Origin of the sequence: Pseudomonas sp. 39004, from assembly GCF_028682155.1 — a bacterium.
GTDB lineage: Bacteria > Pseudomonadota > Gammaproteobacteria > Pseudomonadales > Pseudomonadaceae > Aquipseudomonas > Aquipseudomonas capeferrum.
Genome location: NZ_JANIAG010000004.1, coordinates 1 through 21,551 on the forward strand (window position 1 = coordinate 1; position 21,551 = coordinate 21,551).

The 21,551-nt window shown below is 63.2% G+C and carries 22 protein-coding genes and 1 pseudogene; 16 read left to right on the top strand and 7 right to left on the bottom strand.

The window, feature by feature from the left end:
- Positions 1 to 505 (bottom strand): annotated as a pseudogene (locus tag NP534_RS01120) (glutamine synthetase); the annotation flags it as partial.
- 244 nt (positions 506 to 749) lie between these two features.
- On the opposite strand from NP534_RS01120, the gene NP534_RS01125 reads away from it, so the two are divergent.
- The 5 genes from NP534_RS01125 (at position 750) to NP534_RS01145 (ending at position 5,419) form a co-directional block, all read left to right on the top strand.
- A complete protein-coding gene (locus NP534_RS01125) occupies positions 750 to 1,622 on the top strand; it encodes a LysR family transcriptional regulator (protein WP_274097469.1) in 873 nt (290 codons plus the stop codon).
- Positions 1,623 to 1,801: 179 nt separating this feature from the next.
- Positions 1,802 to 2,065 carry a DNA-directed RNA polymerase subunit omega gene (rpoZ, locus tag NP534_RS01130; protein WP_012312123.1) on the top strand — a complete coding sequence of 88 codons (264 nt, stop codon included), beginning with the start codon at positions 1,802 to 1,804 and terminating at the stop codon, positions 2,063 to 2,065.
- Between the two features lie 59 nt (positions 2,066 to 2,124).
- Complete coding sequence (gene spoT, locus NP534_RS01135; RefSeq protein WP_033702320.1) at positions 2,125 to 4,233, top strand: bifunctional GTP diphosphokinase/guanosine-3',5'-bis pyrophosphate 3'-pyrophosphohydrolase; 2,109 nt, start codon at positions 2,125 to 2,127, stop codon at positions 4,231 to 4,233.
- Between the two features lie 23 nt (positions 4,234 to 4,256).
- Positions 4,257 to 4,637, top strand: coding sequence for a RidA family protein (locus NP534_RS01140; protein WP_033702322.1), 381 nt, complete (start codon positions 4,257 to 4,259; stop codon positions 4,635 to 4,637).
- Positions 4,638 to 4,693: 56 nt separating this feature from the next.
- Positions 4,694 to 5,419 carry a hypothetical protein gene (locus NP534_RS01145; protein ID WP_033702323.1) on the top strand — a complete coding sequence of 242 codons (726 nt, stop codon included), beginning with the start codon at positions 4,694 to 4,696 and terminating at the stop codon, positions 5,417 to 5,419.
- A 63-nt stretch (positions 5,420 to 5,482) separates the two neighbouring features.
- Here the strand turns inward: NP534_RS01145 and NP534_RS01150 are convergent, their stop codons facing one another.
- Positions 5,483 to 6,340: an SDR family oxidoreductase gene (locus NP534_RS01150; RefSeq protein ID WP_274097470.1), complete on the bottom strand. Its 858-nt coding sequence runs from the start codon at positions 6,338 to 6,340 to the stop codon at positions 5,483 to 5,485.
- Positions 6,341 to 6,532: 192 nt separating this feature from the next.
- Between NP534_RS01150 and exbB the strand changes: the two genes are divergently transcribed.
- The 6 genes from exbB (at position 6,533) to NP534_RS01180 (ending at position 13,270) form a co-directional block, all read left to right on the top strand.
- On the top strand, positions 6,533 to 7,525 hold the full coding sequence (exbB, locus tag NP534_RS01155; RefSeq protein WP_274097471.1) for a tonB-system energizer ExbB: 993 nt from the start codon (positions 6,533 to 6,535) through the stop codon (positions 7,523 to 7,525).
- 3 nt (positions 7,526 to 7,528) lie between these two features.
- Positions 7,529 to 7,957 carry a TonB system transport protein ExbD gene (exbD, locus tag NP534_RS01160; protein WP_033702331.1) on the top strand — a complete coding sequence of 143 codons (429 nt, stop codon included), beginning with the start codon at positions 7,529 to 7,531 and terminating at the stop codon, positions 7,955 to 7,957.
- Entirely contained in the window at positions 7,954 to 8,685 is a 732-nt protein-coding gene (locus NP534_RS01165) for an energy transducer TonB (protein WP_033702333.1), read from the top strand. Before exbD ends, NP534_RS01165 begins: the two co-directional genes overlap by 4 nt.
- A 94-nt stretch (positions 8,686 to 8,779) precedes the next feature.
- Positions 8,780 to 9,706, top strand: coding sequence for a hydrogen peroxide-inducible genes activator (locus tag NP534_RS01170; protein ID WP_033702334.1), 927 nt, complete (start codon positions 8,780 to 8,782; stop codon positions 9,704 to 9,706).
- Positions 9,707 to 9,709: 3 nt separating this feature from the next.
- On the top strand, positions 9,710 to 11,788 hold the full coding sequence (gene recG, locus NP534_RS01175) for an ATP-dependent DNA helicase RecG (protein WP_274097472.1): 2,079 nt from the start codon (positions 9,710 to 9,712) through the stop codon (positions 11,786 to 11,788).
- A gap of 78 nt (positions 11,789 to 11,866) precedes the next feature.
- Positions 11,867 to 13,270 (top strand): aminoacyl-tRNA deacylase and HDOD domain-containing protein, encoded by a 1,404-nt coding sequence (locus NP534_RS01180; RefSeq protein WP_274097473.1) that lies wholly within the window; start codon positions 11,867 to 11,869, stop codon positions 13,268 to 13,270.
- Positions 13,271 to 13,324: 54 nt separating this feature from the next.
- Here NP534_RS01180 and NP534_RS01185 read toward each other — a convergent pair whose 3' ends face one another.
- The 4 genes from NP534_RS01185 to NP534_RS01200 all read right to left on the bottom strand — a co-directional run bounded on the left by NP534_RS01185 (position 13,325) and on the right by NP534_RS01200 (position 15,683).
- Entirely contained in the window at positions 13,325 to 13,699 is a 375-nt protein-coding gene (locus NP534_RS01185; protein ID WP_274097474.1) for a helicase, read from the bottom strand.
- Positions 13,700 to 13,846: 147 nt separating this feature from the next.
- On the bottom strand, positions 13,847 to 14,146 hold the full coding sequence (locus NP534_RS01190; protein WP_274097475.1) for an HU family DNA-binding protein: 300 nt from the start codon (positions 14,144 to 14,146) through the stop codon (positions 13,847 to 13,849).
- Positions 14,147 to 14,333: 187 nt separating this feature from the next.
- Entirely contained in the window at positions 14,334 to 15,482 is a 1,149-nt protein-coding gene (locus NP534_RS01195) for an NAD(P)/FAD-dependent oxidoreductase (protein ID WP_274097476.1), read from the bottom strand.
- Positions 15,483 to 15,515: 33 nt separating this feature from the next.
- Positions 15,516 to 15,683, bottom strand: coding sequence for a rubredoxin (locus tag NP534_RS01200; RefSeq protein WP_274097477.1), 168 nt, complete (start codon positions 15,681 to 15,683; stop codon positions 15,516 to 15,518).
- A gap of 179 nt (positions 15,684 to 15,862) precedes the next feature.
- On the opposite strand from NP534_RS01200, the gene NP534_RS01205 reads away from it, so the two are divergent.
- A complete protein-coding gene (locus NP534_RS01205; protein ID WP_274097478.1) occupies positions 15,863 to 16,420 on the top strand; it encodes a chorismate--pyruvate lyase family protein in 558 nt (185 codons plus the stop codon).
- A complete protein-coding gene (ubiA, locus tag NP534_RS01210) occupies positions 16,420 to 17,310 on the top strand; it encodes a 4-hydroxybenzoate octaprenyltransferase (RefSeq protein ID WP_156309979.1) in 891 nt (296 codons plus the stop codon). Before NP534_RS01205 ends, ubiA begins: the two co-directional genes overlap by 1 nt.
- Before the next feature lie 61 nt (positions 17,311 to 17,371).
- Here ubiA and NP534_RS01215 read toward each other — a convergent pair whose 3' ends face one another.
- Complete coding sequence (locus NP534_RS01215) at positions 17,372 to 17,743, bottom strand: COG4315 family predicted lipoprotein (RefSeq protein WP_274097479.1); 372 nt, start codon at positions 17,741 to 17,743, stop codon at positions 17,372 to 17,374.
- Positions 17,744 to 17,916: 173 nt separating this feature from the next.
- Here NP534_RS01215 and phoB point away from each other — a divergent pair, with 173 nt between their 5' ends.
- The 3 genes from phoB to NP534_RS01230 all read left to right on the top strand — a co-directional run bounded on the left by phoB (position 17,917) and on the right by NP534_RS01230 (position 21,526).
- Positions 17,917 to 18,606: a phosphate regulon transcriptional regulator PhoB gene (phoB, locus tag NP534_RS01220; RefSeq protein ID WP_003253341.1), complete on the top strand. Its 690-nt coding sequence runs from the start codon at positions 17,917 to 17,919 to the stop codon at positions 18,604 to 18,606.
- 132 nt (positions 18,607 to 18,738) lie between these two features.
- A complete protein-coding gene (gene phoR, locus NP534_RS01225) occupies positions 18,739 to 20,046 on the top strand; it encodes a phosphate regulon sensor histidine kinase PhoR (RefSeq protein ID WP_274097480.1) in 1,308 nt (435 codons plus the stop codon).
- Between the two features lie 139 nt (positions 20,047 to 20,185).
- Positions 20,186 to 21,526 (top strand): hemolysin family protein, encoded by a 1,341-nt coding sequence (locus NP534_RS01230; protein ID WP_033702357.1) that lies wholly within the window; start codon positions 20,186 to 20,188, stop codon positions 21,524 to 21,526.
- Positions 21,527 to 21,551: the final 25 nt, after the last annotated feature.

A 21,551-nucleotide genomic window follows, 5' to 3' on the forward strand; every position in this document is an offset into this window, starting at 1 on the left:
TCAGGTACACCTGGGTCGACTGCGGGCGCTTGCCGGAAATCGGTGAGCGCGGCGGCTGTGGGCGGCCGTTGAGGTTGTCCTGGTCGATCAGGTAGAACTCGAGTTCGAATGCGGCACAGATATCCAGGCCCAGGTCATCGAACTTGCTCACCACCTGGCGCAGCACTTCGCGCGGGTCGGCGAAGAACGGCTGGCCTTCGATTTCGTGCATGGTCATCAGCAGCTGCGCGGTGGGGCGTTTCTGCCACGGCTCGTTGCACAGCGAGCCGGGGATGGGGTAACAGATGCGGTCGGCATCGCCGATATCCAGGCCCAGGCCTGTGCTTTCAACGGTCGAACCGTTGATGTCGAGGGCAAACAGGGACGCCGGCAGGTTGATGCCTTTCTCGTACACCTTGTGCAGGCTGGCCCGCTCGATGCGCTTGCCACGTACCACGCCGTTCATGTCGGAGATCAGCAGATCGACATACTGAGTGTCCGGATGGGCCTGGAGGAAGTCTTTCATCTCGCTGGAAGAACTGGCGCACGGAGTGACCGACGTCATGGTGTACATCCTTTGATTTGCTGCGGCGATGTGGGGATACGGCTGGCGCCTCACGGGCGACGATGGTTGCAGCTGTTGTTTTTTTCACTTTCCCATCGTGGGGATTGGTTGCCCGACCGGGCGCATTGATTCCCAGGGGCGGTTCCACTATAAAATGGCCTCAACGCAACAGACATTGGCATTTCGGCAAGCAGAGCGTGCACCAATGCAATATCAGATTACCCATGCCGACCTCTCCCTGGTCCTGGCCCTGGAACGTGGCCGCTCCCTGGCAAAGGCTGCCGAACTGCTCAAAGTCGATGTTTCGACGGTGTTCCGTTCGATCCGCCGGCTGGAGTCGGCACTGGGCACGGCACTGTTCGTAAAGAGCCGTAAAGGCTACCTGCCGACCGACACGGCGCAGGCCTTGGCGGAGCAGGCCGAGCGCGCCGAGCAGGCGCTGGAGGCCGCACGCATCGCCATGACCAGTGGCGAGCAGGTAGTCAGCGGTACCGTTCGTCTGACCTGCACCGAGGCAGTGATGCACAGCCTGCTGTTGCCGGCTTTGGCTGAATTCATGCCCAACTACCCGGCCTTGTCGCTGGAAATGGGCACTTCCAATACCTTCGCCAACCTCAGCCGGCGCGATGCCGACATTGCCCTGCGCCTGACCAACACGCCACCGGAGCATCTGGTCGGCCGGTGCCTGGGTTCGACTTCCTATGTGATCTGCGGCCACCCGCAGTGGCGCGAGCGCCTGAACGAGGCGGCCAACAGCGTGCCGTGGATCGCACCGGACGATTCGATGCAGGACCACCCCACCGTGGTCTGGCGCAACCAGCAATACCCCGGCCTGAGCCCGCGTTACCAGTGCAGCGGCATGTCGACCATCGCGCAGCTGGTCAGCACCGGGTTGGGCGTGGCGGCGTTGCCCGATTACATGGTGCACGCCTTGCCAGGCGTCGATGCGCTGAGCGGGCCGCTGGCCGGTTGCGACACCCAGCTGTGGCTGCTGACCCGGCCCGATTGCCGGGCATTGCGCTCGGTGCAGACGCTGTTCGAAGAACTGACCCCACGGTTGCGCGGCGCGATGTTGTGAGATACAAGATCAGGGTGTCTGTTCCGGCCCTTTCGCGGGCAAAGCCGTTACCACAGGGAGCGCTATGATCCGCACCCGGCAAAACATCGCTTCCCTATTGGCTGGTGATTTTTTAAACTATTGAGTCCGCCTGCCCAAATTGGGCTGCACGCCTACCGCATTTGCTACTGAGGAAGACCATGGCCCGCGTAACTGTTGAAGACTGCCTGGAACACGTGGATAACCGTTTTGAGCTGGTCATGCTCTCGACCAAGCGCGCCCGTCAGCTGGCGACCGGCGGCAAAGAGCCACGCGTAGCGTGGGAAAACGACAAGCCGACCGTAGTTGCCCTGCGTGAAATTGCCGAAGGCATCGTCACCAACGAGTTCATCGCCGCTGAAGAGATCGTCACCGAGGATCCGGTCTTCGCCGCGTTCGAGGACGAGTCCAACGAGGCTGTCTGATTGATGCCAGGTCGACGTCGCGCGGCACAAGGCCCTCTTCCTCTGCAAGAGGTGAACCCATGCCGGGTATAGAAGCCTTAGCCGAACGGCTGTCGACCTACCTGGGCCCCGAACAGGTCAACCTGGTTCGTCGCGCCTATTTCTACGCCGAACAGGCCCACGATGGGCAGCGCCGCCGCAGCGGCGAGCCCTACGTGACCCACCCGCTGGCCGTGGCCAGCATCCTCGCCGACATGCACATGGACCATCAGAGCCTGATGGCGGCCATGCTGCACGATGTGATCGAAGACACCGGCATCGCCAAGGAAGCCCTCAGCCAGCAGTTTGGCGAGACGGTCGCCGAGCTGGTCGATGGGGTCAGCAAGCTGACCCAGATGAACTTCGAGACCAAGGCCGAGGCGCAGGCCGAGAACTTCCAGAAGATGGCCATGGCCATGGCCCGCGATATCCGCGTGATCCTGGTCAAGCTGGCCGACCGCCTGCACAACATGCGCACGCTGGAAGTGCTGTCTGGCGAAAAACGCCGACGCATCGCCAAGGAAACCCTCGAAATCTACGCGCCCATCGCCAACCGGCTGGGCATGCACACCGTGCGCGTCGAATTCGAAGACCTCGGTTTCAAGGCCATGCACCCGATGCGCTCGTCGCTGATCCATCGGGCGGTCAAGAGCGCCCGCGGCAACCGCAAAGAGATCGTCGCCAAGATCGAACAGTCGCTGGCCAACTGCCTGGCCGCCGACGGTATCGAGGGCGAGGTCAGCGGCCGGCAAAAACACCTCTATGGCATCTACAAGAAGATGCGCGGCAAGCGCCGCGCCTTCAACGAGATCATGGACGTGTACGCCTTCCGCATCATCGTCGACAAGGTCGACACCTGCTACCGCGTGCTCGGCGCCGTGCACAACCTGTACAAACCGCTGCCCGGTCGCTTCAAGGACTACATCGCGATCCCCAAGGCCAACGGCTATCAGTCGTTGCACACCACGCTGTTCGGCATGCATGGCGTGCCCATCGAAATCCAGATCCGCACCCGCGAAATGGAAGAGATGGCCAACAATGGCATCGCCGCGCACTGGCTGTACAAGTCCAACGACGACGAACAGCCCAAAGGCAGCCACGCCCGTGCCCGTCAGTGGGTCAAGGGTATTCTCGAGCTGCAGCAGCGTGCGGGCAACTCGCTGGAATTCATCGAGAGCGTGAAGATCGACCTGTTCCCGGACGAGGTCTACGTGTTCACGCCAAAAGGCCGCATCATGGAGCTGCCCAAAGGCTCCACGGCCGTCGACTTTGCCTACGCGGTACACACCGACGTTGGCAACAGCTGCATCGCCTGCCGCATCAACCGCCGCCTGGCGCCACTGTCGGAGCCCCTGCAGAGCGGCTCGACGGTAGAGATCGTCAGCGCGCCGGGCGCCCGGCCGAACCCGGCCTGGCTCAACTTCGTGGTCACCGGCAAGGCGCGCACGCACATCCGCCACGCGCTCAAGCAACAGCGCCGCTCCGAGTCCATCAGCCTCGGCGAGCGCTTGCTGAACAAGGTACTGACCGGCTTCGACAGCAGCCTCGAAAAGATCCCCCAAGAGCGCATTCAGGCGATTCTCGCCGAATACCGCCTGGAGCTGATCGAAGACCTGCTCGAAGACATCGGCCTGGGCAACCGCATGGCCTATGTGGTCGCCCGCCGCCTGCTGTCGGCCGAAGGCGAGCAACTGCCGGCACCGGAAGGCCCGCTGGCGATTCGCGGCACCGAAGGCCTGGTACTCAGCTACGCCAAGTGCTGCACGCCGATCCCTGGTGACCCGATTGTCGGCCACCTGTCGGCGGGCAAAGGCATGGTCGTGCACCTGGAAAATTGCCGCAACATCAGTGAAATTCGCCACAACCCAGAGAAGTGCGTGCAGCTTTCCTGGGCCAAGGACATCGCTGGCGAATTCAACGTCGAGCTGCGCGTCGAGCTGGAGCACCAACGCGGCTTGATCGCGCTGCTGGCCAGCAGCGTCAATGCCGCCGACGGCAATATCGAGAAGATCAGCATGGACGAACGCGACGGCCGTATCAGCGTGGTCCAACTGGTGGTCAGCGTGCACGACCGCGTGCACCTGGCGCGTGTGATCAAGAAGCTGCGTACCTTGACCGGTGTGGTCCGCATCACCCGCATGCGTACGTAGTCCGCCAACCGCAAGGAGTCATCATGAGCAAGTCCGTCATTACCAGCGACAAAGCCCCCGCCGCTATCGGTACCTACTCGCAAGCGATCAAGGCCGGCAACACCGTCTACATGTCGGGCCAGATCCCGCTGGACCCAAAAACCATGGAACTGGTCGAAGGCTTCGAAGCTCAGACCGTTCAGGTCTTCGAGAACCTCAAGGCCGTGGCTGAAGCCGCTGGCGGTTCGTTCAAGGACATCGTCAAGCTGAACATCTTCCTCACCGACCTGAGCCACTTCGCCAAGGTCAACGAGGTGATGGGCCGCTACTTCGAACAACCTTACCCAGCCCGCGCCGCGATTGGCGTTGCCGCGCTGCCGAAAGGCTCGCAGGTCGAAATGGACGCGATCCTGGTCATCGAGTGATGCCCCCGGTGACGGGCGCTCTGCCCGTCACGCTCTCTCCCCCAAGGTTACCTACCATGCGTCAAGCACTGCCCCTCGCGCTGGCAGCCCTGCTTTTGAGCGGTTGCGCCAGTCATAAACCCGAAGACTTCAACGGCACCTGGATCAACCAGGACGCCATCAAAGCCGCCGTCAAGGGTGGCAGCCTGCGTCAGGCCCTGAATGAGCATGGCCCGGTGTTCGAGTGGAAACTCGATATAGCCGACCAGCAGGCCAGCTTCAGCAATGGTTTCGAGGCCGCCGATGGCCAACTGAGCGCCACTGAAAAGCAGTGGCAGGCCAGCTTCCAGGGCGGGCAGACCGAGCAGCTTGAGCTGGACGGTGACGAGCTGAAAACCACCGACCAGTCCGGTGCCAAGCAGACCTTCGTGCGCGCCAAGCAGCCGGGCAATGCGCCCCTGGGTGGCAGCTTCGAGAAGGCGCTGTATCAGGCTTACCTGGGCGGCGACTGGAAGATCGTCGAAGGCCAGGGTCAAGGTAGCGTGGTGCGTTTCGCCGATAACGGCGGCGTGACCGGCCTGCCCGGCCCGGACCGTTTTGCCCTGTGCCTGGCGGGCGATTGCGCGACCATGGGCGGCAGCAACGACAGCCTGTGGCTGGAGCGCAAGCAACGTGGTGCGCCGTTCATTCTCAAGCGTGATGGCGACAAGCTGGAGATTTTCCAGGCGGTGAACCGTGCACAGCCGGACGAGATGCCTGCATTGGCAGCCGGTTCTCGTCAGTGGGTGCTTGAGAAGAACTGAAGCCATTCGCGGCCTTGCCGGCCCCGGACCGGCCGGAAAGGGCCGCTAAGCGGCCCCAGCCCGTCAGCCTTTCCCTTGCAGAATGGCCGCGTACCCTTCCTTGTAGCTCGGATACGCCGGCACCCAGCCCAATGCCCGCACGCGGGCATTGCTGCAGCGCTTGCTGCCGGTACGGCGCACCCGCTGCTCATCCGACCACTCGGTAACCCCCATGTACCCGCGCAACCAGGCCACCACATCGGCCAGCGGCGCCGGGTCGTCATCGACACCTATATAGCAATCGTCCAGCGCCACGCCGTCGGCATCCGCCTGCAGCAGGAAGGCCAGCAGGCTCGCTGCATCCTCGGCATGGATGCGGTTGCCATACAGCGGCGGCTGCTCGGCCACCCGATACCCCTGGCGTACCTGGCTCAGCAGCCACTCACGGCCCGGCCCGTAGATGCCGGTCAAACGCACCACGCTTGCCGGGATACCACTGGCCAACGCCAGGCGCTCGGCTTCAAGCATTACGCGCCCGGAATACCCTTCAGGTTCAGTGGCCGCCGTCTCATCGATCCACTCACCCTCTTGTTGCGCAAACACGCTGCTGCTGGACACGAACAACAGGCGTCGTGGGTGCTGCCCACGCGCTGCCAGCCAAGCCAGAACATGGCGCAGGCCGTCAACATAGGCGGCCTGATACCCCACCTCATCGTGCTGGCTGGCCGCCACGCAATACACCAGATAATCCGGCGCACGCTGCGGCCACGCTGCGGGGATGGCCGCATCGGACAGGTCGGCAGCCACCGGCACAACGCCCTCGGGCAGTTGCGCGATCGAACGGCGCAAGCCGCTCACCAGCCAGCCACGGGCAAGCAATTGCCGGGCAAGCCGGCCACCTACATCACCACAACCTACGACCATTACGGACAGGTCCAACATCTCAAAACTCCCTAGACCAGTGGATCAAACCAGCCACGCTACACGATGGGCGGCTAGACGATAGGCGAAAAAAGCAACGAGATTACTTTTGTTAACAAGAATTACTTGCAATAATGGCGCCCCTATCTGTTCTCGGCCGCTCTCGAGGCCTTGGAGAACGTTCACTCTTTTTCTTCATCAGGTCCGGCTAGCATGACACGTACTCAACCCTCCGCTTCGCCAACCCCGTCGCGCGCCTGGCGTGCCATCGCCGCGCTGATGTTCAGCCTGGTGCTGGCCCCAGTGGCCATGGCCGATGAGCCAACCGCCAACGCCAGCACACCTGCTGCTGCCGCTGCCGCCCCCGCTACTCCCGCCGCCGCCCCAGCCCCGGCCGCTGATGGCTCGGCGCCCGTTGCCGACGCGCCTGCCGCGACCCCGGTCGATGCACCGGTCGCTGTAGACCCGGGCGTCGAAGCACTGGTCGAGGATACTACCCTGGGCATGGCCCACGACCTGTCGCCATGGGGCATGTACAAGAACGCCGACATCGTGGTGAAGATCGTCATGATCGGCCTGGCCATCGCCTCGATCATCACCTGGACCATCTGGATCGCCAAAGGCTTCGAGCTGATGGGCGCCAAGCGTCGTCTGCGCGGCGAGATCGCCCAGTTGAAGAAGTCCGCCAGCCTCAAGGAAGCCAGCGAGGTCTCCAACAAGGAAGGCACCCTGGCCCACACCCTGGTCCACGATGCCCTCGAAGAAATGCGCCTGTCGGCCAACGCGCGTGAAAAAGAAGGCATCAAGGAACGCGTCGCCTTCCGCCTGGAGCGCCTGGTCGCTGCCAGCGGCCGCAACATGAGCAGCGGCACCGGCGTACTGGCCACCATCGGTTCCACCGCACCCTTCGTCGGTCTGTTCGGCACCGTATGGGGCATCATGAACAGCTTCATCGGCATCGCCAAGACCCAAACCACCAACCTGGCAGTCGTTGCCCCCGGCATCGCCGAAGCCCTGCTGGCAACAGCCCTGGGCCTGGTTGCGGCAATCCCGGCCGTGGTCATCTACAACGTCTTCGCCCGCTCCATTGCCGGCTACAAGGCTCAGGTGTCCGACGCTTCTGCCCAGGTGCTGCTGCTGGTCAGCCGTGACCTGGACCACCAAGGCAGCGAGCGCGCCGCCCCGCACATGGTGAAAGTGGGGTAAGCCATGGGCCTGCATCTCAACGAAGGTGGCGACGACCTCGCCGAAAACCACGAAATCAACGTTACGCCGTTCATCGACGTCATGTTGGTACTGCTGATCATCTTCATGGTGGCGGCGCCCTTGGCAACGGTCGACATCAAGGTCGACCTGCCAGCCTCGACCGCCAAGCCGGCGCCGAGGCCCGAGAAACCCGTGTTCGTCAGCGTCAAGGCCGACCAGAAGCTGTATGTCGGCGACGACCAGGTACCTGCACCCGCGCAACTTGGCGCGATGCTCGACGCCAAGACCAAGGGCGACAAGGAAACCACCATCTTCTTCCAGGCCGACAAGGGCGTGGATTACGGTGACCTGATGGAAGTGATGAACAACATGCGCGCGGCCGGCTACCTCAAAGTCGGTCTGGTAGGTCTCGAGACGGCAGCCAAGAAATGACGAAGACGCGGCACAATCTGGCGCGTTACAGCGGCAGCCTGGCACTTGTGCTGGGTGTCCATGCCGTCGCTGTGCTGCTCACGCTCAACTGGTCGGTGCCTCAGGCCATCGAGCTGCCGCCGGCAGCCATGATGGTCGAGCTGGCACCGTTGCCGGAGCCTGCGCCACCACCTCCTCCCAAAGCCGCCCCACAGCCGCCGGCACCGGTCGAAGAACTGCCGTTGCCCAAGCTGGTGGAAGCGCCTAAACCCAAGATCGCCATCGCCAAGCCGCCCAAGCCGAAGGCCAAGCCACAGCCGCCCAAGCCTGAGAAAAAGCCTGAGCCGCCGAAGGAAGCGCCTCCGACCGAGGAGGTGGTGGATGCACCGCCAAGCAATACGCCGCCCCAGAAGTCCGCAGCACCGGCACCGAGCATCGCGTCCAACAGCAACGCCCTGCCTACCTGGCAGAGCGACCTGCTGCGCCACCTGGCCAAGTACAAGCGCTATCCGGAAGACGCGCGTCGTCGCGGCCTGCAGGGCATCAACCGCCTGCGTTTCGTGGTCGATGCCGAAGGCAAGGTAGTGTCGTACGCCATGGCGGGTGGTTCGGGGAGTGCAGCACTGGACCGCGCAACGCTGGAAATGATCCGTCGCGCCGGCACGGTACCCAAGCCGCCACCGGAGTTGCTGAACAACGGCACGATCGAAGTCGTGGCGCCGTTCGTCTACTCGCTGGACCGCCGCTGAGACTTTTGTTTCTGTCACAAATCGGCAAGTCTGATAACGTGCGTCTATCGATTGCAGCCGCTATGCTGGGCTCGCAACTTCATGGACGCACGTTATGACCCTCACAGAATTACGCTACATCGTCACACTCGCCCAGGAACAGCATTTCGGCCACGCGGCCGAACGTTGCCACGTGAGCCAGCCGACCCTGTCGGTCGGTGTGAAGAAGCTCGAGGACGAGCTTGGCGTGCTGATCTTCGAGCGCAGCAAGAGCGCGGTTCGCCTGACCCCGGTCGGTGAAAGCATCGTTGCCCAGGCGCAGAAGGTACTGGAACAGGCCCAGGGCATCCGTGAGCTGGCCCAGGCCGGCAAGAACCAACTGACCGCCCCGCTCAAGGTCGGTGCCATCTATACCGTCGGCCCTTATCTCTTCCCGCACCTGATCCCGCAGTTGCACCGCGTGGCACCACAGATGCCGCTGTACATCGAAGAGAACTTCACCCACGTACTGCGCGAAAAGCTGCGCAACGGCGAACTGGACGCGGTGATCATCGCCCTGCCGTTCAACGAAGCCGACGTGCTGACCCTGCCGCTGTACGATGAGCCATTCTGCGCCTTGATGCCCGCCGATCACCCGTGGACGGCGAAAAAAACCATCGATACCGCCATGCTCAACGACAAGAGCCTGCTGCTGCTGGGCGAAGGCCACTGTTTCCGCGACCAGGTCCTGGAAGCCTGCCCGACCCTGAACAAGGGCGGTGAAGGCGCCCGGCACACCACGGTGGAATCCAGCTCGCTTGAAACCATTCGCCACATGGTCGCCTCGGGCCTTGGCGTCTCGATCCTGCCGCTGTCGGCGGTGCACAGCCACCACTACGCGCCGGGCGTCATCGAAGTGCGCCCACTGACGGCACCGGCACCGTTCCGTACCGTGGCCATTGCCTGGCGTGCCAGCTTCCCGCGGCCCAAGGCCATCGAGATCCTCGCCGACTCGATCCGCCTCTGCTCGGTCGCCAAACCCTCTGCGGAACAGCCGGCCTGAGTCATGAGTGAGCTGTCGAAGGTCCCGGTCACGGTACTCAAGGGCGTGGGCGATGCCATGGCGGAAAAACTCGCCAAGGTCGGCCTGGAGAACCTGCAGGACCTGTTGTTCCACCTGCCGCTGCGCTACCAGGACCGCACCCGCGTGGTGCCCATCGGCGCCCTGCGCCCAGGCCAGGACGCGGTCATCGAAGGGGTGGTCAGTGGCGCTGACGTGACCATGGGCAAGCGCCGCAGCCTGGTGGTGCGCCTGGGTGATGGCAGCGGGGTGCTGAGCCTGCGCTTCTATCACTTCAGCAACGCGCAGAAAGAAGGCCTGAAACGCGGCACGCACCTGCGCTGCTATGGCGAAGCCCGCCCTGGCGCCTCTGGCCTGGAGATCTATCACCCAGAGTACCGGGCGCTGAACGGCGACGAGCCTCCACCCCCGGTAGAACAGACCCTGACGCCGATCTACCCGACCACCGAAGGCCTCACCCAGCAACGCCTGCGCCTGCTCTGCCAGCAAAGCCTGGGCATGCTTGGCCCGCGCAGCCTGCCAGACTGGCTGCCCGATGAGCTGGCCCGGGACTACCAGCTGGCGCCGCTGGACGACGCCATCCGTTATCTGCACAACCCGCCGGCCGATGCCGACCTCGACGAGCTTGCCGAAGGCCAGCATTGGGCTCAGCACCGCCTGGCTTTCGAGGAACTGCTGACCCATCAGCTGTCGCAGCAACGGCTGCGCGAGAGCCTGCGCAGCCTGCGTGCCCCCGTGCTGCCCAAGGCCAGCCGGTTGCCGGCGCAGTACCTGGCCAACCTGGGCTTCAAGCCGACCGGTGCCCAGCAGCGTGTGGCCAACGAAATTGCCTACGACCTTGCCCAGGCCGAGCCGATGATGCGCCTGGTACAGGGCGATGTCGGTGCCGGCAAGACGGTGGTCGCTGCACTGGCGGCGCTGCAAGCGCTGGAGGCCGGTTACCAGGTGGCGTTGATGGCGCCCACCGAGATCCTCGCCGAACAGCACTACATCACCTTCAAGCGCTGGCTCGAACCGCTGGGCATCGAGGTGGCATGGCTGGCTGGCAAGCTCAAAGGCAAGGCCCGCGCCAGTTCACTGGAGCAGATCGCCAACGGCGCACCGATGGTGGTGGGCACCCATGCGCTGTTTCAGGAAGAGGTCAAATTCAAGTACCTGGCCCTGGCGATCATCGATGAACAGCACCGATTCGGCGTGCAGCAACGCTTGGCCCTGCGCAAGAAAGGCGTGGCCGGCGAGCTTTGCCCGCACCAGTTGATCATGACCGCCACACCGATCCCGCGGACCCTGGCGATGAGCGCCTACGCCGACCTCGATACCTCGGTGCTCGACGAGTTGCCACCCGGCCGTACCCCCGTGAACACCGTGCTGGTGGCCGACAGCCGCCGCTTCGAGGTGGTCGAGCGGGTACGCGCCGCCTGTGCAGAAGGGCGCCAGGCCTACTGGGTGTGCACCTTGATCGAAGAATCCGAAGAACTCACCTGCCAGGCGGCCGAGAGTACCTATGAGGAGCTTGGCAGCGCCCTGGGCGAGCTGCGGGTCGGCCTTATCCACGGGCGCATGAAGCCTGCGGAAAAGGCCGAAATCATGGCGCAGTTCAAGGCCGCAGAGCTGCAGCTGCTGGTCGCGACCACGGTCATTGAGGTGGGCGTGGACGTGCCCAATGCCAGCCTGATGATCATCGAGAACCCCGAGCGCCTGGGCCTGGCCCAGCTGCACCAGCTACGCGGCCGGGTAGGCCGGGGCAGCGCTGCAAGCCATTGCGTGTTGCTGTATCACCCGCCGCTGTCGCAGATCGGCCGCGAACGCCTAGGGATCATGCGCGAAACCAACGATGGCTTCATCATCGCCGAAAAAGACCTGGAACTGCGCGGCCCTGGCGAGATGCTGGGGACCCGCCAGACCGGTCTGCTACAGTTCAAGGTCGCTGACCTGATGCGCGATGCCGACCTGCTGCCGGCCGTGCGTGATGCCGCCCAAGCCCTGATCGCGCGCTGGCCGGACCACGTCAGCCCGCTGCTTGACCGCTGGCTGCGCCATGGCCAGCAATATGGCCAAGTGTGACGCCAGTTCCAGAATGGATCCAGATTTGCGACGGGACTGGTTATACTTCGCGTTTAAAAGAACGAGTGGATACGGACCATGACTGAAGTTGCCCTGGACACCGCAACCCCACACGCCCCCTCTGTCATCAGGCTGCTGCTCGATAAGGTGGGCGTCACCTACCGCGAAGTGGTCGAGCATGCGCAATTGCCCGCCGCCTCGCGGGTGCAGGCGGTCTTGCTCGACGACGAAATCGGCGCCCTGATGGTGTTGTTCCCACAGAGCCAGCTGCTTGACCTCAATCGCCTGGGCGAGCTGACCGGTCGCAAGCTGACGGCGGTATCGGTGCCACGGCTCAAGCAGATGCTCGACAAGCACCACCTCAAGCGCCTGCCGGGCATTCCGGCGCTGACCAGCTCGCCGTGCCAATACGAAAAAAGCCTGCTCGACTGCGAGACCGTGCTGATTCAGTCCGGTGAAGCCGGCCTGCTGCTCGAGATCGACCGCACGAACTTCAAGCGCATGCTCACCAAGGCCAGCGCCAGCAGCTTTGGCCAGGAGGTCAAGGCCATCAGCCCTAACCTCGACCGGCCGCATGACGACCCCCACGAGATCAGCCAGGCCGTCCAGGCCTTCACGGCACGCCGCATCCAGAAACGCCTGGAAGAAACCATCGAAATCCCGCCATTGGCCGACACCGCGCAGAAGATCATCAAGCTGCGCGTAGACCCCAACGCCAGCATCGATGACATTACCGGCGTGGTCGAGACCGACCCGGCGCTGGCTGCCCAGGTGGTGAGTTGGGCGGCATCGCCCTACTACGCCTCACCCGGCAAGATCCGCTCGGTGGAAGACGCCATCGTGCGCGTGCTGGGCTTCGACCTGGTAATCAACCTGGCCCTTGGGCTGGCCCTGGGCAAGACACTGAGCCTGCCCAAAGACCACCCGCAGCAAGCCACGCCGTACTGGCAACAGTCGATCTACACCGCAGCCATCATCGAGGGCCTGACCCGCGCCATGCCGCGGGCAGAACGCCCCGAAGCTGGCCTGACCTACCTGGCCGGGCTGCTGCACAACTTTGGCTACCTGCTGCTGGCGCATGTGTTCCCGCCCCACTTCTCGCTGATCTGCCGCCATTTGGAGGTCAACCCGCACCTGTGCCACACCTACGTGGAACAGCACCTGCTGGGTATCAACCGCGAACAGATCGGCGCCTGGCTGATGAAACTGTGGGACATGCCCGAAGAGCTCTCGACTGCGCTGCGCTTCCAGCACGACCCGTCCTATGACGGCGACTACGCGGCATTCCCCAACCTGGTATGCCTGGCGACGCGCCTGCTGCGTTCGCGCGGCATTGGCTCAGGGCCACAGGAGGAAGTACCCGATGAGCTGCTGGAGCGGCTGGGGGTAACGCGGGACAAGGCCGAGGATGTGGTGAACAAGGTGCTGGAGGCAGAGACCTTGCTGCGCGAGCTGGCTTCGCAGTTCCACGCCCCGCATTGATGCGCATTGGCCTCTGTGTGGGCGGGTCAACCCGCTCCCGCAGGGCCTGCGACCTCAGCGCTTTTTCTTCGGCTTCAGGTACTTCATCAAGCCCTGGAACCACATCACCAGCGCCGGATTGCCCTTGATCTGGATGTTCTTGTCCTGAATCCCCTGCATGAAGGCCAGCTGCTTGTTGCCCGCCTGCAGCGTGGCGAACCCGTAAGCGGCATCCTTGAACGCAATGGCGAAGGCAGGCTCTGGGTGCGCGCCACCTTTGCTGCTGATGCGTTCGTCACTGACGATGAAGTGCCGGGCGATTTTGCCGTCCAGGGTCTGCATCTGGAAGACCAGGTCCTTGTCCTTGAGCTGCTGCTTGAACGCCGGGTTGTTACGGCTGGCCCTGGCCATCAACAGCCCCATGGCCCAGAGAAGAAAGCGGAACTTCATCAACGCGCCTCGAATAAAAAATGACTGAGTCGCGCAGTTTATCCTCTTATCGAACGATTTACGCAAGTTCGCAACATATCCCCACACAAAGCACAACGGGCGCCCTGGGGCGCCCGCTTGGCTGACACTGAGGTTGTCAGGTGTGGATCATTTGCCTTTCTTGGCCGGCTTGGCAGGCGTGTTAACACTATCGCGCAGGTTCTTTCCAGGCTTGAAGGCTACGGTGTTGCTGGCCTTGATCTTTACCGGCTCGCCGGTCTGTGGGTTCTTGCCGGTACGCGCACCACGGTGACGTTTTTCAAAGGTGCCGAAACCGACCAGGGTCACGGTGTCCTTGTCCAGGGCACCGGTGATGCTGTCGAGAATCGCATTCAGCACCACGTTGGCCTTTTCCTTGGTCAGGTCGGCCTTATCGGCGATGACAGCGGCGAGTTCTGGTTTGCGCATGGTAAAGCCTCTTTGACGGGATTTTTGTTGTTATGCCGTGCTGCCTCTGGGGGCAGCGCTCAAGGCACCGCAGGCTCTAATCTGCGGCAGACGGAAGTGAGAATGGCACGCCCACCGAGGCCGCGCCAGTATCTGGGCGGCCATTGTGTGGGCAACAACCGGGTAAATCCGACAGAACGCCGTCTATTTAGGCCATTACAGGCGGTAACTGGCGATTCAGGGCCAGCTTCTCCATGACTGCCGCACCGGTCAGGGCATAGCCCAGCAGCGTGCCGTCGGCATCGTGGCACAGCACCTTGAGGTCACTGCCCTGCCCTTGCACCTGCCAAGTGCCTTCACGCCCCTGCGGTGGCGGCGAGACAACCAGCGGGCATGCGGGGGTCTTCACGGTGATCGGCATCGGGCCGTAGCTGACGGCCGTGGGGTTGCCGGCCAGGGTCTGCGCCAAGGCCCGGGCACAGCTCATCAGCGGCATGACATAGAGCAGGTTGATGCCATCGACCTCGGCACAGTCGCCCAGGGCGTAGATGTTGTCGTGGGAGGTTTGCAACTGGCGGTCCACAGCCACACCGCGGTTGATCCTGAGGCCGGCGGCAGCGGCCAGATCGGTACGTGGGCGCAGGCCGATGGCCGACACCACCAGGTCACAGGCGATCACGCTGCCATCCGACAGGTGCCCCTCAAGGCCTTCAGCCACGCGCTGCAGACGCGTCAGCACCGGGCCCAGGTGAAAGCGCACGCCAAGCCCTTCGAGCCCGGCCTGCACGGCGGCGGCAGCGGCTGGGTGCAACAGGGTCGGCATGACCTGTTCGCACGGGGCCACCACATCGACCTTGAACCCGCCCAGGCTCATGTCATTGGCAAACTCGCAGCCGATCAGCCCGGCACCCAGCACCAGCACGCGCTGTTTGCCGGCGGCGGCGGCGCGAAAGCGTGCGTAATCCTCCAGGTCATTGATCGGGAAAACCTGCCCGCCAGCATCGCCCTCGATCGGTACCTGCACGGTCTGGGCACCCCAGGCCAGTACCAGGTCGCGATAGGCCACGGCCTCTTCGCCGATCCACAGGCGCTTGTGCCCGGGGTCGATACCGCTGATGCGCGTGTGGGTGCGGATTTCGGCCTTGAGCTGCTCGGCCATCGCGCCCGGCTCGGCCATGCACAGCCCATCGGCATCCTTGAGCTTGGCGAAGCCCGTGGAGAGCATGGGTTTGGAGTAGGAACGACCATCGTCGGCGGTAATCAACAGCAGCGGCGTCTCGCCATCGAGCTTGCGAAATTCACGGGCCAGGTTGTAACCGGCCAGGCCAGTACCGATGATGACAACAGGGGACGTCATGTCGTGCTTTCCTCAGTTGAAACAGGGTTGTGATCAGCCGATGGCGATCATTTCGAAGTCGCTCTTGCCCACGCCGCAGTCGGGGCACAGCCAGTCCTGCGGCACATCTTCCCAGCGGGTACCAGGCTCGATGCCGTCATCCGGCCAGCCTTCGGCCTCGTCGTAAATCAGGCCACAGACAATACATTGCCACTTCTTCATGGGTACGCGGTTCCTCGGTTCAGGCGTTGTGTCGCTGCTGATGGGTTTTCGCGGGCAAGCCGCACACAGGGCCATCGCGCAATCTTTGGGGGCTTTTTACTGGCCCTGCCAGCAGTATGCAAGCAGTCGGGGCAACATGCTAAGCTCGCCGCCTCTCTGGCTGTAACAAGCATACCGACGTGTCGTACGAATCCCCGCAAGCAGCCGCTGTCGCGTGGCTGGCGTATTCACAGCTGGCGACCAAGCTCGACCAGCCGACCCTGGGCTGGCTGTTCGACGAGGGCTCGCTGACTCGCCGCCTGACCCACCTGTCCCGCGAGCACTTCTGCGTGACCCCGCTGCTTGAAGGCTGGCAGACCCTGCGCGATGACGAGTGCCAGGCGCTGGGCATTGCGCCCGGGGCGCAAGGCTGGGTGCGCGAAGTCTACCTGCGCGGTCATGGCCAGCCCTGGGTATTCGCCCGCAGCGTGGCCAGCCGCAGCGCCCTGGAGCGCGGCGGTCTGGACCTCGAGACCCTGGGCAGCCGCTCGCTGGGCGAGTTGCTGTTCTGTGATCAGGCATTCATTCGCCACCCTATCGAGGTGTGCAGTTATCCACAGGCCTGGTTGCCGGCCGAAGCCGCGCACGACAGGCTCTGGGGCCGCCGCTCACGTTTCGAACGGGACGGCCTGGACCTGCTGGTGGCCGAGGTATTCCTGCCAGCCTTGTGGCAAGCGGCCAAGGAGGAAACCCGCTGATGTACCTGCAATTGCTCAAGTCGCTTAACCGCTGGCACCCGCGCGCCTGGGATTTTGTCCAGCTAAGCCGCATGGACCGCCCGATCGGTATCTACCTGCTGCTGTGGCCTACCCTGTCGGCGGTGTGGATTGCCGGGCAAGGTTCGCCGACCCTGGCCAACGTGCTGATCTTCGGCCTTGGCGTTGTGCTGATGCGCGCCGCAGGTTGCTGCATCAATGACTTTGCCGACCGCAAGGTCGATGGCCACGTCAAACGCACCGCCGACCGCCCCCTGGCCAGCGGCCGGGTCAAGCCACGCGAGGCTCTGGCGCTGTTCGCGATTCTGGTCGCGGTAAGTTTTCTGCTGGTGCTGTGCACCAACAGCCGCACGGTCTGGCTGTCGTTCGGGGCGGTAGCCCTGGCGTTCTGCTACCCGTTCATGAAGCGCTACACCTATTACCCGCAGGTGGTGCTGGGCGCCGCGTATTCCTGGGGCATCCCCATGGCCTTCACGGCGGCCGGGGGCGAGCTGCCGGCCAGCGCCTGGCTGCTGTACATCGCGAACCTGCTGTGGACCGTGGGCTATGACACCTACTACGCCATGGTCGATCGCGACGATGACCTGAAGATCGGCGTGAAGTCGACGGCCATCCTGTTCGGCGAAGCGGATCGGGTGATCATCCTGACCTTGCAGCTGCTGTCGTTGGGCTGCCTGCTGCTGGCGGGGAGCCGCTTCGAGCTGGGTGGCTGGTTCCACCTGGGGCTGCTGGCGGCTGCCGTGTGCTTTGCCTGGGAGTTCTGGTCGACACGCAAACTGGACCGGGATTCATGCTTCAAGGCGTTTTTGCACAATCACTGGGCGGGGCTGCTGGTCTTCATTGGCGTGGTCCTGGACTACGCGCTGCGCTGACAGTCAATACAGACCCTGTGGGAGCGGGTCTAACCGCTTCCACAGGGTCATGCAAAGTGCCTCAAGGCTTGGCGACGTGCCAGACGTCTTTCACGCCATCACCGGTCATGTCACCGGCTTTCTTGTCCTTGATGAAGGTATACAGTGGCTTGCCGTCATAAGCCCACTGCTTGGCGCCATCATCACGCATTACCACCGACCACTTGTCCTTGGCAGGCTCATCATCGGCTTTCACCATCAATGGCGGCCAGTTCTTGGCACACTCGCCATTGCACATCGACTTGCCACCGGCGTCTTTGTCAAAGGTGTACAGCGTCATGCCGGCATGATCGACCCACATGCCGTTCTTCTCCATCGCATGGTGGGCCGAGGCCACCCCCGGGAGCGCCAGCGCAGCGAAAAGGGCCATCCAGCTCAGCGTATGTCGTGTCATTGGATTCACCATTGTTACGGGGGAAATGAGTTCGGATTTGCCGCCACAGCGGCCCCTTGAAGCCTAGCCCAGTCATGCAATGTCGCCATAACAGCCAATGTCCTGTCACACAGCTGCAATAATTCCGTTATCTAATGCGGGCCAGACACGATTTTCCAGGAGAGGTTTTGAGCATGGTTGGCAGGAACATTCTGATCGTCGACGACGAAGCGCCTATTCGCGAGATGATCGCCGTTGCATTGGAAATGGCCGGCTACGACTGCCTGGAAGCAGAAAACTCCCAGCAGGCCCACGCGATCATCGTCGACCGCAAGCCTGACCTGATCCTGCTCGACTGGATGCTGCCGGGCACCTCGGGTATCGAGCTGGCCCGCCGCCTGAAGCGTGACGAGCTGACCGGGGACATCCCGATCATCATGCTCACCGCCAAGGGTGAAGAGGACAACAAGATCCAGGGCCTGGAAGTGGGTGCCGACGACTACATCACCAAACCGTTCTCGCCGCGCGAACTGGTCGCCCGCCTGAAGGCCGTGCTGCGTCGCACCGGCCCGAGCGACAGCGAGGCACCGATTGAAGTAGGCGGCCTGCTGCTCGACCCGATCAGCCACCGCGTGACCATCGACGGCAAGCCCGCCGAGATGGGCCCCACCGAATACCGCCTGCTGCAGTTCTTCATGACCCACCAGGAACGCGCCTACACCCGTGGCCAGCTGCTCGACCAGGTCTGGGGCGGCAACGTCTATGTCGAGGAGCGTACCGTCGACGTGCACATCCGCCGCCTGCGCAAGGCGCTGGGTGAAGCTTACGAAAATCTGGTACAAACCGTCCGTGGCACTGGCTACCGCTTCTCGACCAAAAGCTAGCTGCAAGCTGCAAGCTGCAAGCAAAAGCCGGCAGCGTGAAGGCTAGAAAAAGGACTATCAGCATCACAGATCCGCTTCTTCTTGCAGCTTGAAGCTTGCAACTTGCAGCTGGATCCGAAGGATCCCGTCAAATTGAACCAGAACTGGCACGCGACCCTGATTCGCCACCTGCTGCTGCTGATCACTGTCTGCCTGGTCGGCGGGCTGGTCAGCGGCTATTACGGCTGGAGCCTGGCCATCGGCCTGGCGCTGTACCTGGGTTGGACCCTCAAGCAGCTGCTGCGCCTGCATGACTGGCTGCGCAACCACCAACCCGACGAGGCGCCACCCGACGGTTACGGCCTGTGGGGCGAAGTGTTCGACAGCATCTATCACCTGCAACGTCGCGACCAACGCGTGCGCGGCCGCCTGCAAGCGGTGATCGACCGGGTCCAGGAGTCTACTGCCGCGCTGCGCGATGCGGTGATCATGCTCGACAGCGACGGCAACCTGGAGTGGTGGAACCGCGCCGCAGAAACCCTGCTGGGCTTCAAGACCCCGCAGGACGGCGGCCAGCAGGTGACCAACCTGGTACGCCACCCGCGCTTCAAGGAGTACTTCGAAGCGGAGAACTACGTCGAGCCACTGGAAATCCCCTCGCCGATCAATGACCGTATGCGCGTGCAGCTGCACATCACTCGCTACGGCAACAACGAGCACCTGATGCTGGTGCGCGACGTCACCCGCATCCACCAGCTCGAACAGATGCGCAAGGACTTCGTCGCCAACGTTTCCCACGAGCTGCGGACACCGCTGACGGTGATTACCGGCTACCTGGAAACCCTGCTGGACAACGTCGAGGACGTGAACCCGCGCTGGCGCCGGGCCCTGCAGCAGATGAGCCAGCAAGGCTCGCGCATGCAGACCCTGCTCAACGACCTGTTGCTGCTGGCCAAGCTGGAAGCCACCGACTACCCCTCCGACAACCTGCCAGTGTCGATCGATGCCTTGCTGCAGTCGATCAAGGGCGATGCCCAGGCGCTGTCCGGGCCGCGCAACCAGCGCATCAGCCTGGAGGCCGCACCCGGCGTGTGCCTGAAGGGCAGCGAGGCCGAGCTGCGCAGTGCGTTCTCCAACCTGGTGTTCAACGCGGTCAAGTACACCCCGGACGAGGGCAGCATTCGCATCCGCTGGTGGGCCGATGCGCACGGCGCACACCTGAGCGTGCAGGATTCTGGCATTGGTATCGATGCCAAGCATTTGCCGCGATTGACCGAGCGGTTTTACCGGGTCGACTCCAGCCGGGCGTCCAATACCGGGGGCACAGGGCTGGGCCTGGCGATCGTCAAGCATGTGCTGTTGCGCCATCGCGGGCGGTTGGAGATCAGCAGTGTGCCGGGGCATGGGAGCACCTTCACCTGCCATTTCGCACCAGCACAATTGGCTAACGGCAAGGGTTGAACGGGCTGCCCAACAGCCCCATCACGTCCATCACCCTTTGCTTTTGCGGCTTCAACCGCTACATTGGATCCCCTGTGCCAGCCTGTGCTGGCACTTTTTTTCTCCATTCCCCAAAGACGGACCCCGTAAAAAATCCATCATGGACCCTTCCCCTGGTATCAGCCTCACCTCGTTATTCGCCGATTTCGGCATGATCATCTTTGCCTTGCTCCTGGTACTGCTCAACGGCTTCTTCGTAGCCGCCGAGTTCGCCATGGTGAAGCTGCGCTCCACCCGCGTCGATTCCATCGCCGAACTGCACGGCTGGCGTGGCAGCATCCTGCGCAAGGTACACAATCAGCTGGACGCCTACCTGTCCGCCTGCCAGCTGGGCATCACCCTCGCCTCGCTGGGCCTGGGCTGGGTCGGTGAGCCGGCCTTCGCCCACCTGCTGGAGCCGCTGCTGGCCTACTTGGGCGTCGACACGCCGGAGCTGATCAAGGGCATTTCGTTCTTCGTCGCCTTCTTCGTCATCTCTTACCTGCACATCGTGGTCGGTGAGCTGGCGCCCAAGTCCTGGGCGATCCGCAAGCCCGAGCTGCTGTCGCTGTGGACGGCAGTGCCGCTGTACGTGTTCTACTGGGCAATGTACCCGGCCATCTACCTGCTCAATGCCAGCGCCAACACCATCCTGCGCATTGCCGGCCAAGGCGAGCCTGGCCCGCACCACGAGCATCACTACAGCCGCGAAGAGCTCAAGCTGATCCTGCACTCCAGCCGCGGCCAGGACCCGAGCGACCAAGGCATGCGCGTGCTGGCCTCGGCGGTGGAAATGGGCGAGCTGGAAGTGGTCGACTGGGCCAACTCCCGCGAGGACATGGTCAGCATCGACGCCCACGCCCCGCTCAAGCAGATCCTGGCACTGCTGCGCCGCCACAAGTTCAGCCGTTACCCGGTGTACGACGCCGAGCGCGAAGAGTTCACCGGTTTGCTGCACATCAAGGACCTGCTGCTGGAGCTCGCCGAGCTCGACCACCTGCCCGAAACCATTGACCTTGAAGACCTGGCCCGGCCGCTGGAGCGCGTCTCCCGGCATATGCCGCTGTCGCAGCTGCTGGAGCAGTTCCGCAAGGGCGGTGCGCATTTCGTGCTGGTGGAAGAAGCCGATGGCAAGGTGATCGGCTACCTGACCATGGAAGACGTGCTTGAAGTACTGGTGGGCGACATTCAGGACGAACACCGCAAGACCGAGCGCGGCATCCTCGCCTACCAGCCGGGCAAGCTGCTGGTGCGCGGTGACACGCCGCTGTTCAAGGTCGAGCGCCTGCTGGGTATCGACCTTGACCACATCGAGGCCGAAACCCTGGCGGGGCTGATCTATGAAACCCTCAAGCGCGTACCTGAGGAAGAGGAAGTGCTGGAGGTCGAAGGCCTGCGCATCATCATCAAGAAGATGAAAGGGCCGAAGATCGTCCTGGCCAAGGTGCTGAAGCTGGATTGACCTCAGGCGGGGCCGCCTTCCGGCC